This window comes from Micromonospora lupini str. Lupac 08 (assembly GCF_000297395.2).
GTDB lineage: Bacteria > Actinomycetota > Actinomycetes > Mycobacteriales > Micromonosporaceae > Micromonospora > Micromonospora lupini.
In genome coordinates, this window is sequence record NZ_HF570108.1 from 595,690 (window position 1) to 609,742 (window position 14,053).

At 72.1% G+C, this 14,053-nt stretch carries 13 protein-coding genes; 6 read left to right on the forward strand and 7 right to left on the reverse strand.

Features of this window, described 5'->3' with window-relative positions:
- Window positions 1–2: 2 nt before the first annotated feature.
- From MILUP08_RS04020 to MILUP08_RS04045, 6 genes are all read right to left on the reverse strand, one after another.
- A complete protein-coding gene (locus tag MILUP08_RS04020; protein ID WP_007454965.1) occupies window positions 3–461 on the reverse strand; it encodes a YbaB/EbfC family nucleoid-associated protein in 459 nt (152 codons plus the stop codon).
- 88 nt (window positions 462–549) lie between these two features.
- The gene (locus tag MILUP08_RS04025; RefSeq protein WP_007454966.1) at window positions 550–1,671 is read right to left on the reverse strand and encodes a CaiB/BaiF CoA transferase family protein; all 1,122 of its coding nucleotides are present in this window, start codon (window positions 1,669–1,671) and stop codon (window positions 550–552) included.
- On the reverse strand, window positions 1,668–3,863 hold the full coding sequence (locus tag MILUP08_RS04030; RefSeq protein WP_007454968.1) for a 3-hydroxyacyl-CoA dehydrogenase NAD-binding domain-containing protein: 2,196 nt from the start codon (window positions 3,861–3,863) through the stop codon (window positions 1,668–1,670). The genes MILUP08_RS04025 and MILUP08_RS04030 overlap by 4 nt, the downstream gene beginning before the upstream one ends.
- Window positions 3,864–3,880: 17 nt before the next feature.
- Window positions 3,881–5,095, reverse strand: coding sequence for an acetyl-CoA C-acetyltransferase (locus MILUP08_RS04035; RefSeq protein ID WP_007454970.1), 1,215 nt, complete (start codon window positions 5,093–5,095; stop codon window positions 3,881–3,883).
- Window positions 5,085–6,245, reverse strand: coding sequence for an acyl-CoA dehydrogenase family protein (locus MILUP08_RS04040; protein WP_007454971.1), 1,161 nt, complete (start codon window positions 6,243–6,245; stop codon window positions 5,085–5,087). The genes MILUP08_RS04035 and MILUP08_RS04040 overlap by 11 nt, the downstream gene beginning before the upstream one ends.
- A 144-nt stretch (window positions 6,246–6,389) precedes the next feature.
- Entirely contained in the window at window positions 6,390–7,367 is a 978-nt protein-coding gene (locus tag MILUP08_RS04045) for a helix-turn-helix transcriptional regulator (protein ID WP_007454972.1), read from the reverse strand.
- Between the two features lie 99 nt (window positions 7,368–7,466).
- On the opposite strand from MILUP08_RS04045, the gene MILUP08_RS04050 reads away from it, so the two are divergent.
- From MILUP08_RS04050 to MILUP08_RS04070, 5 genes are all read left to right on the forward strand, one after another.
- Window positions 7,467–7,865 carry a VOC family protein gene (locus MILUP08_RS04050; protein WP_007454973.1) on the forward strand — a complete coding sequence of 133 codons (399 nt, stop codon included), beginning with the start codon at window positions 7,467–7,469 and terminating at the stop codon, window positions 7,863–7,865.
- Between the two features lie 329 nt (window positions 7,866–8,194).
- On the forward strand, window positions 8,195–8,845 hold the full coding sequence (locus MILUP08_RS04055) for a TetR/AcrR family transcriptional regulator (protein WP_007454974.1): 651 nt from the start codon (window positions 8,195–8,197) through the stop codon (window positions 8,843–8,845).
- Window positions 8,846–8,903: 58 nt separating this feature from the next.
- Window positions 8,904–10,382 carry a flavin-containing monooxygenase gene (locus tag MILUP08_RS04060; RefSeq protein WP_007454975.1) on the forward strand — a complete coding sequence of 493 codons (1,479 nt, stop codon included), beginning with the start codon at window positions 8,904–8,906 and terminating at the stop codon, window positions 10,380–10,382.
- 160 nt (window positions 10,383–10,542) lie between these two features.
- Window positions 10,543–11,391 (forward strand): MBL fold metallo-hydrolase, encoded by an 849-nt coding sequence (locus MILUP08_RS04065; protein ID WP_007454977.1) that lies wholly within the window; start codon window positions 10,543–10,545, stop codon window positions 11,389–11,391.
- A gap of 7 nt (window positions 11,392–11,398) precedes the next feature.
- The gene (locus tag MILUP08_RS04070) at window positions 11,399–12,019 is read left to right on the forward strand and encodes a CGNR zinc finger domain-containing protein (RefSeq protein WP_007454978.1); all 621 of its coding nucleotides are present in this window, start codon (window positions 11,399–11,401) and stop codon (window positions 12,017–12,019) included.
- A gap of 18 nt (window positions 12,020–12,037) precedes the next feature.
- On the opposite strand, the gene MILUP08_RS04075 is transcribed toward MILUP08_RS04070, so the two are convergent.
- Window positions 12,038–12,892 carry a zf-HC2 domain-containing protein gene (locus tag MILUP08_RS04075; protein WP_051065659.1) on the reverse strand — a complete coding sequence of 285 codons (855 nt, stop codon included), beginning with the start codon at window positions 12,890–12,892 and terminating at the stop codon, window positions 12,038–12,040.
- A gap of 72 nt (window positions 12,893–12,964) precedes the next feature.
- On the opposite strand from MILUP08_RS04075, the gene MILUP08_RS04080 reads away from it, so the two are divergent.
- The gene (locus MILUP08_RS04080; protein WP_007454981.1) at window positions 12,965–14,005 is read left to right on the forward strand and encodes a TRM11 family SAM-dependent methyltransferase; all 1,041 of its coding nucleotides are present in this window, start codon (window positions 12,965–12,967) and stop codon (window positions 14,003–14,005) included.
- Window positions 14,006–14,053: the final 48 nt, after the last annotated feature.

Consider the following 14,053-nt stretch of genomic DNA (forward strand, 5'->3'; position numbering starts at 1 on the left):
GCTCAGCGACGATCCATCCGGCGGGTGGCCGCGTCCAGGTCACCGATCATCTGTTGGAAGCCGCGGAACGCCTCCTGCGAGACCCGTTCGAGCTGCTCAGTGAGGGCCGTGCTGTCGACCTGGGCGGCGGCCGTCAGGTCGGCCCGGCGGGCGCGCTCGTCGGCCTGCGCCGCCTGGACCGCCGCCAGGACGTACTCCGCGATCGTGCTCGTGCCGGCCCGGGAAAGGCTCGGGTCGATCACCAGCGTCCGCAGGGCGCCGAAGGCGCCGACCTCCGCCTCGACGAGACCGTCACCGCCGGTGCCCCGCCCCACCATCTGCTCGGCGTCCGGCACGGGCTGGTCGTGCTGCCCGTCGGCCTCATTCGGCTGTGCCGTGACGGCACCCGATGCCTGGCTCAGCAGGCGCATCGCCTGTTCGAGCGAGCCGCTCAGGCCGGACGGATCAATCCCGCTCGCCATGCTCGTCCCCCCACGTCCGCAGTCGACCGTCGGTGGACGACGGTACCAACGCGACACCCGCTCGGGTGTCCCGTGGGTCCGCTGTGGATCACTCCCAGGAGGCGAGGATCTCCTCGACCGGCGCGACGTCGCGTTCCGGATCGGGCGCCGGGGCGGGCGGGCCCGCGGGCGTACGGTCGAAGCGGGGCGCCGGGGCCGGCTGGATCTCGCCGTCCACCTCGACGAACGTCCCCCGGGCCGCGTTGTGCGGGTGCCGGTGCGCCTCGCCCGGGGCGAGCACCGGGGCGACGCAGGCGTCCAGGTCGGCGAAGACCGCAGTCCACTCGTCCCGGGTCCGCTCGGCGAACCGTTCGGTGAACCGCCTGCGCAGCTCGTCCCAGCCGCTCGGGTCGTACTGGTCCGGCAGGTGCGCGTCGTCGGCCAGGCCGAGACCGGCCAGCAGTACGGCGTAGAAGGCCGGTTCCAGCGCCCCGACGGCCATGAACCCGCCGTCCGCGGTGGCGTACGTGTCGTAGAAGGGCGCTCCTCCGTCGAGCAGGTTCCGCCCGCGCGAGGCGGCCCACAGGCCGGTGCCCAGCAGCCCGTGCAGGAACGAGGTGAGCAGCGCCGATCCGTCCACCATGGCCGCGTCGACGACCTGGCCGAGGCCGGAGCGTTCCCGTTCCAGCAGCGCCGCCAGCACCCCGACGGCGAGCACCAGGCCACCGCCGGCGAAGTCACCGATCAGGTTCAGCGGCGCGTGTGGGCGGGCGCCGGGTCGACCCAGGGGCTCCAACGCCCCGGCGACAGCGATGTAGTCGATGTCGTGGCCGGCCCGAGCCGCCAGCGGGCCGTCCTGGCCCCAGCCGGTCATCCGCGCGTACACCAGGCGGGGGTTGTGGGCCCGGCAGACGTCCGGGCCGAAGCCGAGCCGTTCGGCGACCCCCGGCCGGTACGCTTCGACGAGCACGTCGGCCCGCTCGACCAGGCGCAGCAGGTCGGCCACCCCGTCCGGGGACTTGAGGTCCAGTGCGGTGACCCGGCGGCTCCGCTGCAACGGCCCGCCGGTCGGAGCGGCCAGCCGCCCGGCGCCCGGGCCGCCCGGCCGGTCGACGCGCACGACGTCCGCCCCGAGGTCGGCGAGCACCATGCAGCCGAAAGGGGCCGGCGCGAGACTGGCCAGCTCGACGACCCGCACCCCGGCCAGCGGCCCGCCGCGTGTGGCCGTCACGCGACGCCGGCCGGTTCGGCTGGGCGGGCAGCCGGCTCGGTGCCGGTCGGCGGCTCGGCGGCGGTACGCGCGGCGAGCCGGTCGGCCAGGTCGGCGGGTGGTGTGAACCGGTCGCCGTACGTCTCGGCCAGCTCGGTGGCGCGGGCCGCGAAGCCGGCCGGGCCGCCCGCGTACTGGCGGACGTAGCGGATCACGCCACCCGTCCAGGCGGGGAAGCCGATGCCGAAGATCGAGCCGATGTTGGCGTCGGTCTCGGTGCGCAGCACGCCCTCGTCGAGGCAGCGCAGCGCGTCGAGCGCCTCGGCGAAGAGCATCCGCTCCTGGAGGTCGGTGAACGGCACCGCCCGACCGGCGTCGGTGACCAGGTCGGAGAGGCCGGTCCACAGCCGGCCCCGGCTGCCGTCGTCGTAGGAGTAGAAGCCGCGCCCGGCCGCACGCCCCGGCCTGTCGTACGCGTCGACCAGTTCGTCGACGAGCCGGTGCGCGGGCAGCGGGAGGTACTCCTCGCTGGCCGCCTCGAACTGGCGGCGGATCCGCTGGATCAGGGTGAGGCTCACCTCGTCGGCCAGGGCGAGGGGCCCGGTCGGGTAGCCGGCCTGCAACGCGGCCTGCTCCACCGATGCGGCCGGTACGCCCTCGGCGACCATGCCGACGGCCTCGTCGATGAATCTGCCGATCACCCGGCTGGTGAAGAAGCCCCGACCGTCGTTGACGACGATCGGGGTCTTGCCGATCCGTCGGCCCAGGTCGAAGGCGCGCGCCAGGGCCTCGTCACCGGTCCGCTCGCCCACCACGATCTCCAGCAGCGGCATCCGGTCCACCGGGGAGAAGAAGTGCATGCCGATGAAGTCGGCCGGTCGGTCCACGCCGGTGGCCAGCGCGGTGATCGGCAGGGTGGAGGTGTTGGAGGCGAGCAGCGCGCCCGGCGCGAGCACCGGCAGCACCTCGGCGAAGACCGCCTTCTTCAGGGCCGGGTCCTCGAAGACCGCCTCGATGACGGCGTCGCAGCCGGCGAGCGCGTCCACCTGGTCGGTGGTGGTGATCCGGTCGAGCACCGCGCGGGCGTCGGCCTCCGTGGCGCGGCCCTTGCGGACCCGGCGGGCCAGCAGTCGTTCGGCGTGCTCCCGGGCCCGCCCGGCGGCCTCCGGCGACACGTCCTTCACCACCACGTCGAGGCCGGCGCTGGCGCAGGCGTACGCGATACCCGCGCCCATCATGCCCGCGCCGAGAACCGCCACCTTCCGCACCTGTGGAACGTCCACGGCAGGTCGGGCCGCACCACCGTTGACTGCCTTCAGGTCGAAGAAGAACGCCCCGATCATGTTCTTGGCTACCTGGCCGGTGAGCAGGCCGATCAGGTGCCGGGTCTCCACCGTCAACGCGGTGTCCAGGTCGACCTGTGCGCCCTCGACGGCGGCGGCCAGGATCGCCTCCGGCGCGGGCAACCGGGCGCCCTTGAGCTGCTTGCGCAGGGTGGCCGGGAAGGCGGGCAGCTGCGCGGCAAGTGAACGGCTGGCCGGGGTGCCACCGGGCATCCGATAGTCCGGCCGGTCCCACGGCTGCCTAGGCTGCGGGTTCGCCGCGATCCAGGCCCGTGCGCGATCCAGCAGCTCGGCGGGCGTGGCGACCACCTCGTCCACGATGCCGGCGGCCAGGGCGTCGGCCGGGCGCATCCGCCGACCGGTGAGCAGCACAGTGGTCAGCGCACCGGCCAGGCCGAGCATCCGTACCGTCCGGGTGACTCCGCCGGCACCGGGCAGCAGGCCCAGGGTCACCTCGGGCAGCCCGAGCCGGCTGCCCGGCGCGTCGAGCGCGATCCGGTGGTGGCAGGCGAGGGCGATCTCCAGGCCGCCGCCGAGCGCCGAGCCGTTGACGGCCGCGACGACAGGTCTGCCCAGCGTCTCCAGCCGGCGCAGGTCCCGCTTGATGGTTCCCAGCAGGTCGGCGAGGGCGGGCGCGTCGGCGCGGGTGGCCCGGATCATCTCGGGCAGGTCGCCGCCGGCGAAGAACGTGGACTTCGCGCTCGTCACGATGACGCCGACGAGGTCGCGCTCGGCCTCCAGCCGGTCCAGCACGGCGCTCATCGACGCGGCGTACGCCCGGTTCATGGTGTTGGCGGACTGGTCAGGGTCGTCCAGGGTGAGCGTGACGATGCCGTCGTCGCCGCGGTCGTACCGGATGGTGGTGGTCATTGGTCTTTTCCCCCGGGTCAGCAGCGCTCGAGAACGGTGGCGACGCCCATGCCGCCGCCGATGCAGAGGGTCACGAGGGCGCGGCGCAGGTCGCGGCGCTCCAACTCGTCCAACGCCGTGCCGAGCAACATGGCTCCGGTGGCGCCGAGCGGGTGGCCGAGAGCGATCGCGCCGCCGTTGACGTTCACACGGTCCGGGTCGAGGTCCAGGTCGCGGACGTACTTGAGCACCACAGCGGCGAACGCCTCGTTGATCTCGAACAGGTCGATGTCGTCGAGTGTCAGCCCGGCGACGGCGAGCGCCTTGTCAGTGGCCGGGATCGGGCCGGTGAGCATCAGCGTCGGGTCGGCGCCGGTGACGGCCGCGCCGACGATCCGGGCGCGCGGGGTGAGGCCGAGATCCTGCCCGACCTGCTCCGAACCGATCAGCACCAGCGCCGCCCCGTCGACGATGCCCGACGAGTTGCCGGCGTGGTGGACGTGCTCGATGGCCTCCAGCCAGTGGAACTTCTGCAAGGCGACCGCGTCGAACCCGGCGGCCTCGCCCATCGTGGCGAACGACGGGGTGAGCCGAGCGAGGGCCTCCCGGGTGGTCTCCGGGCGGGGGTGCTCGTCGACCGTGAGGATGTCCAGCCCGTTGCCGTCGCGGACCGGCACCACCGAGCGGGCGAAGTGCCCACCGGCAATCGCCTTGGCGGCCCGCTCCTGGGACCGCAGCGCGTAGCCGTCCACGTCGTCGCGGGTGAAGCCGTCAAGGGTGGCGATCAGATCGGCGCTGACGCCCTGCGGCACGAACGACGTGGCCAGGGCGGTCTGCGGGTCGGTGGCCCAGGCCGCGCCGTCGGCGCCCATCGGCACCCGGGACATCGACTCCACCCCGCCGGCGAGCAGCAGATGCTCCCAGCCGGAGCGGATCCGTGCGGCGGCGGAGTTGACCGCCTCCAGCCCGGAGGCGCAGAACCTGTTGAGCTGAACCCCGCTCACCTGGTCGGGCAGCCCGGCCAGCAGCGCGGCGGCCCGCGCCAGATCACCGCCCTGCTCGCCGATCGGGGTGACGATGCCGAGCAGCAGGTCCTCCAACCGGCCGACGTCCAGGCCGGGGTTGCGCTCGCGCAGCGCGTCGATCAGGCCGACCACCAGCGAGATCGGCTTGACCCCGTGCAGCGCGCCGGTGTCCCGGCCGCGTCCGCGCGGGGTGCGCACCGCGTCATAGACGTACGCCTCAGAGGGCACGGGCGATCAGCTCCTTCATGATCTCGTTGGTGCCGCCGTAGATCTTCTGGACGCGGGCGTCGGCGTACATCCGGGCGATCGGGTACTCCGTCGTGTAGCCGTAGCCGCCGAACAGTTGCAGGCACCTGTCGATGACCTCGCACTGGCCGTCGGTGAGCCACGACTTCGCCATCGCCGCAGTGGCCACGTCCAGGTCGCCACGGGTGTGCCGGACGATGCAGTCGTCCAGGAAGACCCGGCTGACCCGGGTGCGGGTGGCGCACTCGGCGAGCACCATCCGGGTGTTCTGGTGCCCCATCAGGGTCTTGCCGAAGGCGGAGCGCTCCTTGGCGTACGCGACGGTAAGCGCGACGGCGCGTTCCATCGCGGCCACCGCGCCGACGCCGATCACCAGCCGTTCCTGCGGGAGCTGCTGCATGAGCTGGATGAAGCCCAGCCCTTCGGCGCCGCCGAGCAGGTTTGCCGCCGGCACCCGGAACTCGTCGAAGAACAGCTCGGCCGTGTCGTTGGCGTGCAGCCCGATCTTGGACAGTAGCCGGCCCCGACGGAAGCCGTCCGGGTCGCCGCCCACCTCGCAGACCAGCAGCGAGACGCCGGCCGCCCGCTGCTCGGGGTCGGTCTTCACGGCCACGATGATCAGATCGGCCAGACCGCCGTTGGTGATGAACGTCTTCGCACCGGTGACCAGGTAGTCGTCGCCGTCACGGACCGCCCGCGTACGCATCGCCTGGAGGTCCGAGCCGCCGTCGGGCTCGGTCATCGCGATCGCGCCCACCAGCTCACCGCTGCACAGGCCGGGCAGCCACCGTCGCTTCTGCTCCTCGCTGCCGTACGCGACGAGATACCCGGTGACGATGCCACTGTGGACGGCCAACCCGAGGCTGCTCTCCCCGGTGTACGCCTGCTCGTGCAGCAGCACGGCCTCGTGGGTGAAGCCGCCGCCTCCGCCGCCGTACTCCTCGGGGACCGACAGGCCGAGCAACCCCAGCTCACCGGCGCGCCGGTAGTGCTCGCGGTCCGGGTGGCCCTGCGCCAGCAGGCGCTCGGTGTGCGGCAGGACGTCCTTGGTGAAGAAGGTGCGGGCCAGGTCGGCGAGGTCGTCGTGCTCCGGTTCGCGCCAGGGTGAGGGGGAACCATCGGGCGTCGGCATGTGCACCACCCTCGCGCGCTGTTGGCGGCATGTCAATAAGTCTCGATCAGCTCCTGGGCGGCCGAGACCATTGATCGACTCCGGTTCCTTGAAGTCGGGCCATCCGCAGCGTGGGACACCCCGGATTCAAGGAAACCGAGTCGGCTAGCTGCGGGTCGGCTCGCGTCGTCCGGAGGCCGCCAACCGCTCAGCGAGTGCGACGACACGGTCGCGGAGTTCGTCGGGGCGTTCGATGACGAACGGCAGGTCGAGCGCGGCGAGCACAGCAGGTAACCAGTCGAGGCTCTCTGCCCGGATCTCCACGTCCTGCCAGCCCTCGTCCGCACCCTCTCGCACCTCGGCGATGCTGGCCGGTAGCTGCCTGCGGATCTGCTCACGTGTGCCCTGTATCCGCAGCGACACCGCATGCCGGTACGGCGCCTGTGCCATCGAGGTGAGGAGGTGTCCTGCGGGATCGTTGCCGGCGGGCGGCTCGAACGAGCCGGGCAGCGTTCTCGCGTCCGCGATGCGGTCGAGCCGAAGGGTCCGATCCTCACCGATATCCGGATCGACCCCGGTGACGTACCACCGGCCGGCATGGTTGACCAGCCCGAACGGATGCAGCGCGCGGACGCTGCGCCTGCCGTTGCCCGAGGTGTACTGGAGTGAGATCGGCCGGTGCTGGCGGACCGCCTCGGCGACGGTGAGGAGTACGTCTGTCTGCGGCGCAGGGAAGTCGTCGGGGTCGGTGGTGAAGGCGAGGGACTGGAGTACGGCGTCCAGCCGGTCCGCGATCCGCTGCGGCAGGACGCGCCGGATCTTCGCGGCGGCAGTCTCACCCGCCGTACCTGTGGCCGTCGCCAGCCCGGCACGGCGGCCGGCAACCAGCCCGAGGAGGACGGCCAAGGCTTCGTCGTCGCTGAACATCAGCGGCGGCAGACGATAACCGGCGGCGAGCCGATACCCGCCGTAGCGACCGCGCACCGACTCCACCGGCACGTCGAGGTCGACCAGGTGACTCACGTAGCGCCGCACCGTGCGCGGTTCGACACCGAGGCGCTCGGCAAGCTCGGCCATCGTCCGCACGCCGCCGGACTGCAAGAGCCCCAGCAGTGCGAGCACCTGGGCTGTCGGTCGTGCCACGCCTTGAACCTACCTCGAATACTGGACCAGATCTGTCCAGTATTCGGGTTAGCGTGCTGACGTCAGACCGGTACCGACCGTACTGAGCAGGGAGAAGGCATGGATTTCGTATCGATCCGCATCATCGCCGGCGACATCAACCGACTGGTCGGCTTCTACGAGAAGATCACGGGCGTGCAGGCGACATGGGGCAACGAGGACTTCGCCGAGTTGCGCACCGCCCACGGCACGCTGGCGATCGGCAGTACCCGCACCGTCCCACTGTTCGCGCCGGGATCGGCCCGCCCGGCCGACAACCACACCGTGATCATCGAGTTCCTCGTGCCAGACGTGGACGCGCTCTACGAGAAGCTGAAGACCGTGGTGGAGGACTTCGTGAACGAGCCCACGACCATGCCCTGGGGCAACCGAGCCCTGCTCTTCCGCGACCCCGACGGCAACCTGGTCAACTTCTTCACCCCGGTGACGCCTGAGGCGACCGAGAAGTTCGGCCGCTGACCAGGTCGGCCCAGCCACTGCGCGTGAACTACTCGGCCTCGTGACCGGGTGCAGCGAGCGCCCGGAGTGGCGGTCGGCGCGATCAACGCGGCGCTCTACTCCGAGACGTCCAACCTGCGGCACCTCGGCCGGCACGTGGTCCGGCGCCGCCGCGGCCAGTGATCACTTGATGCTCAGCAGTTCGAGAACGGCTCTGGCAACTGCTGGACACCACGTGATCATGGGCGTTCGTTGGTCAAGTGATGAAAAGTAGGTTCTACGGCTGCCCCTGACCTACTTCTCATCACTTGATCAAGGTGAGGGGGGTGGCTGCCGCTAGGGTCGGGCAGATGAGTGTCGAGACGGCTCCCCGTCGCCGCCGGTTGGAGCCGGACGCCAGGCGCGGGCAGATCCTCGCCTGCGCGGTCCGGCTGTTCGGCGAGCGGCCGTACGCGGACGTGTCGACCACCGACGTCGCCCGGGAGGCGGGTGTCGCCAGGGGCCTCGTCAACCACTACTTCGGCACGAAGAAGGACCTCTACCTGGAGGTTGTCCGGGTCATGGTGACCATTCCGGAGGTCGCTCTGGAACGGCTGCCCAAGGGTGATCTGCGGACGCGGGTCGACGCCAGCGTGTCGTGGTTCCTCGACGTGGTGTCCCGGCACAGCACCTCCTGGCTGGCCGCCGTCACCGCCCGGGGGATGGGTGGCGACGCCGACGTGGAGCGGGTGCTCGCCGAGGCCGAGGAGGTCGCCGCGGACCGCATGCTCGTCGCCGTGGGGCTGGCCGGCGAGGCGGAGCACCGCGAGGAGTTGCGCGGGATGGTCCGGGCGTACGGCGGACTGGCCACGTCGACCGCCCGGGAGTGGCTCCAGCGTGGCGCATTGACCCGTGTCCAGGTGCACCTGCTGCTCACGGCCACGCTGCTGACCATTGTGGAACAGGTCATCCCGCAGGTCATCGCGGGCGAGGAGGCGGCGCGGCAGGCACATCCCGGCTAGCCATTGGCGAGCCGCCAACAAGCTGTTACGGTCGGCCGCACCGCCGAGGGAGCCCGCCATGGCCGACAGCGCAGCCACCACCCGACATCCCCGACGGGTGCGGGTGGCGATCATCGGCTCCGGGTTCGGTGGGGTGGCGGTGGCCGCCGCGCTGCGCCGCGCCGGCGACGCGGACGTGGTGCTGCTGGAGCGGGCCGACCGGATCGGCGGCGTCTGGCGGGACAACACCTATCCGGGCTGCGCCTGCGACATCCCGGCGCCGCTCTACTCGTACTCCTTCGCCCTGAACCCGGACTGGTCGCGGCGCTTCCCGCCGCACTCGGAGATCCTGGACTACCTGCACCGCTGCGTGACGGAGCTGGGGCTTACCGACAGCGTGCGGCTGCGTACCGAGGTCACCGACGCGTCGTGGGACGAGACCGCGGCGTGCTGGCGGCTGCGTACCGCCGACGGCGCGGAACTGACGGCGGACGTCCTGGTCCCGGCGGTCGGTCAGCTCTCGCAGCCGGTGGTGCCCGCGCTGCCCGGCGCGCAGCGTTTCACCGGGGCGGCGATGCACACCGCCCGGTGGGACCCGGCGGTACGCCTGGACGGCGCCCGGGTCGCGGTGATCGGCACCGGCGCCAGCGCGGTGCAGTTGGTGCCGGCCATCGCCGACCGGGCGGCCCGGGTCACCGTCTTCCAGCGCACCCCGCCCTGGACGCTGCCCAAGCCGGACCGCAGGCACGGGCGGCTGGGCCGGGTGCTCTACCGGCGGGTGCCGGCGCTGATGCGGGTGCCCCGGGCCGCGTTCTGGTCGGTGACCGTGCTCACCGGGCTGGCGGTGACCGGCAACCGGGCCGCCGCGGCGGTGCTGCGGGGTGTCTCCCGGGCGCAGAGGTGGTGGCAGGTACGCGACCCGGAGCTGCGTGCCCGCGTCACGCCTGTCGAGCCGATGGGCTGCAAGCGGGTGTTGTTCACCAACGACTGGCTGCCCGCCCTGGGCCGGGAGGACGTCGAGCTGGTCACCGAGGCGATCGTCGAGGTGACCGAGGACGGCATCCGCACCGCCGACGGCCGGATCCACACCTGCGACGTGCTGGTCTATGGCACCGGCTTCGCGGCCACCGACTTCCTGGTGCCGATCCGGGTCACCGGCCGCGCCGGCCGCCAGCTCGGCGAGGAGTGGCGCGACGGCGCGTACGCGTACCTCGGAATGGCCGTGCCCGGCTTCCCCAACCTCTTCCTGATGTACGGCCCGAACACCAACACAGGCAACACGTCGGTGCTCTACTTCCTGGAGGCGCAGGCCCGGCACATCGCCCAGGCGGTGCGCCTGCTCGCCGCCGGTGGCGAACCCCTGGAGGTACGCCCCGACGTGGCTGCCGGCTACGACGCGGAGCTGCAACGCCGGCTCGCCGGAAGCGTGTGGACGGCCTGTCGGAGCTGGTACCGCACGGCCACCGGCCGGATCGTCACCAACTGGCCGGGGATGGCCGCCGAGTACCGCCGCCGTACCGCCCGGCTGGACCCGGCCGACTACGGCCGCCGCGGCTAGGGCCTGTCCTGCCCCGCAGTGGCCGGCGAGTCGCTGTGGCCGTGACACAGACCACCCGCGAACCGCACCGCTGAAATAGCCGTAAGGCTTATGCTTATTTCAGCGGTCGGAGTCAGTGACACCCGCGCCCGGGATTCGACGCGTCACCCGAGGAGGAGACATGTCCACATCTGCCCTGTCCTACGAGGTTTTCGTCTTGGATGGCCCGGTCCGGGCCGGAGACCAGCGCATGCCGGACGGTTCACCCATCCACTTCAATCCGACAGCCACCACCCTGATTTCGGGGGCCGAGGAGGCGCTGCTGGTGGACCCCCCTTTCACCTATCAGCAGATCGCGACGGTGGGCGACTGGATCGAGCGGTCGGGCAAGCGGCTGACGGCCATCTACGCCACCCACGGGCACGGCGACCACTGGTTCGGTGCCCCTGAGCTGGTCAAGCGCTTCCCCGACGCCGTCACCTACGCCACGCCCGGGACCATCGAGGTCATGCACCAGCAGGCCACCGTCGGGCGCCAAGAGGTCTTCGACAAGGTCTTCCCCGGGCTGATCCCGGAGTCGCCCGTCGACGCCGTTCCGGTGCCGTCCGGCGGAATCCTGCTCGAAGGCAACGTCGCCCAGCCGGTCGAGACCGGGCACACCGACGGCGACCAGACCACAGTCCTACACGTCCCGTCGATCGGCCTCGTGGTGGCTGGCGACGTCGTCTACAACGGGGTCCACCAGTACCTGCTGGAGACGGTCAATGGTGGCCTGCGGGAGTGGCTCAAGGCCCTCGACCGCGTCGAGGCCCTCGCGCCCCGGGCGGTCGTGGCCAGCCACAAGAACCGCAACCGCCCCGACGACCCGTCGAGCATCGACGAGACCCGGAGGTACCTGCTGAACGTGGAGCGGCTGTTGGCTGAGGAGTCGACAGCCCTTGGGTTCTTCAACGCGATGATGGAGCTCTATCCGGACTGGGTCAACCCGGGACCGCTGTGGTACGGGGCGCTCGGCCTGATCGGAAAGTGATGTGACAATGCCGTCGGTGTCCCCTCCGCTGTGGCCCGCCACCGCGAGATACGGCCTCGACCCCGCACCGGGCGGCCTCGGGCTCGTCCAGGACCTGCTCAACACGCTCCCGGCCGGCGCCCCGCGCCAGCCGGATCTCCTCGACGATCTCGACAGTGCCACGCAGTGGGCGGACGATGTCGCCGTCCGGTGGTCGACGGCCACCGGGCGACCGGCACCCGACGTGACGCTCGACCCGACGGGCCTGCGGGCGCTGCGGACCTTCCGCGACGAGCTGCGGTACAGGATCGATGCCCGGCTCCACGCCACACCGGAATCCGGGCCGCCCGAGCCGGTGCAGGCGCCTCTTGCGGCAGGCGCCACGCTGCGGCTCGACGGGAACGGCTCGGTCCACCTCGATCCCGCCGGGACGGGGGCCGAGTCGCTTGTCTCCCTCGTCCTGGCGGAATTGTTCACGGCGCAACTCACCGACGTCGGCCGGCGCATCAAGACCTGCCGCAACCCCCGGTGCCAGGTGGCGTTCTACGACCGCTCCCGCAACAACAGCGGGGTCTGGCACTCCGTCCGCGTCTGCGGCCTTCCGGCCAACCTGCGGGCCCACCGAGCACGCCGACGGCAGACGGACTGAACAGCCCGTACCCGAGGCTCAGGCGGCCCGGCGGTCGCCGGTCCGTGCGGCCGGGGCGGCGTGGCGGTCGGCGGCCTGCGCGGAGAACGGCTCGGCGCGCACGACCCGCAGTGGCCGTTCGGTCTCGTCCGCGCCGAACTTCCAGCGCGACGGCGTCGGCTGCCGCTGCGGTGAGGGTCCGCCGGGGCGCAGACCGGGCCGCGACAGCAGGACGGTGATCAGGTAGCCGACCACCAGGAACCCGTGGCTGACCAGGCGCTCCCCACCGACCGAGCCGGTGGCGAGGTCGTTGACCGAGAGCAGCAGGAGCGTGCCGACGAACGCGCTGAGCATCGGCAGGAGACCCGCCGGCGGGCTGCGGCGTACCGCCACGAAGAGGAAGCCTGCCCCGACGGCCACGTTCCAGGCGGCCGACTCGTGCCACAGGTGCTGGCCGGCGGCGTGCACGTGGTCGCCTGCCGCTCCGCGGCCCACCTGTGCCAGGCCGAGCACGAGCTGGACCGCGCCGAGCAGCCCGAGCGCCGCGCGCAGCCCGACGACCAGGCCGGCGCGGCCGGGCAGGCGAAGCCGCGCCGCGTGGCCGGGCAGGCGAAGCCGCCACCGCCACCGCGACCGGCGGGCCGGCGGCGCGTCCTCGGCATCGGCACCGGTGACCGCGCTGGCCCCGATGGCGGCCAGGATCGCGTCGGTCCGGTCGGGCACATCGGTGACCAATCGGGTACGAATCCGGCGCGTCACCGTGACCGCCGTCGCGAACCAGGCCCGGCACTTGGCGCACTCGTCCAGGTGCCCCTGCGCCGCCGCCCCTTCGGCGGCGGTCTCCTCCCCGTCCAACTGCGCGGACAGGACCTCCCGCCACTGCTCACACCCCATGTGTGGGTAGTCGGTCCGCACGCCGCTCCGGTTCCCGGCGACCCGGGCGCGTTGTGGAATACTCGCCGGATCATGACGCGCTACGGCCTGCTGATCCTTCCTGCCACCAACCGGGTGTACGCCCGTTCCGCCATCGACCTCACCCGGGCCGAGCTGGAGATCTTCGGCTCCTCGGCGCTCGACGGCCGGATCGGCGAGCTGGACACCGAGATCGTCGGCGGGGCGACCTACGTCACGTTCGCCGGTGACGGGCTGACCGAGCGGGACCTGGCCGTCCTGGGCAACCTCTCCGCCGGCTACGCGCTGTTCGAGATCGTCGGCGACCTGCTGCGCCCGGTCGAGTGGAGCCGGCTGGACCGCTACGACGACGACCTGCTCACCATCCAGAAGTACCCCGGCAAGACCAACGAGCAGTTCACCAAGCTGCTGCTCAACGTCACCCTGCTCGCGTCGGACTGGGCCGGCGAGCTGACCAGCCGCCGGTTCCGGGTGCTCGACCCGCTCTGCGGTCGCGGCACCACCCTCAACCAGGCGCTGATGTACGGCTTCGACGCCGCCGGGATCGAGCGCGACCAGAAGGACGTCGAGGCGTACCGGGCGTTCGTCACGACCTGGTTGAAGCAGAAGCGGGTCAAGCACCGGGTGCTGGAGTCGGGGCCGGTGCGGCGGGAACGCAAGGTGGTCGGCCGGCGGGTACGCATCGAGCTGGCGCCGACCCGTGAGGAGCACAAGGCCGGCCAGACGCAGTTGCTGGACGTCGTCAACGCCGACACGACCCGCTCGGCGGAGTTCTTCCGGCCGGAGACCGTCGACCTCGTGGTCGCCGATGCGCCGTACGGCGTACAGCACGGCAGTCGTACCGCCGATCAGGGCCTGACGCGTGACCCGCTGGCGCTGCTCGCGGAGGCCGCGCCGGTCTGGGCGCGGCTGCTGCGCCCCGGTGGGGCGCTCGGCATCTCGTGGAACACGCACGTCGCCGGTCGGGACGACGCGGCGGCGGCGTTGGCCGACGCCGGCCTGACGGTGGTGGACGAGGAGCCCTACCGCGCACTGCGGCACCGGGTGGATCAGTCGATCATGCGAGACGTGCTGGTGGCCCGCCGCCCGGCCTGACCCGGCCCCGCACCTCCCGCCAAGCCGCGCCGCCGCCCGCGCCGAGCC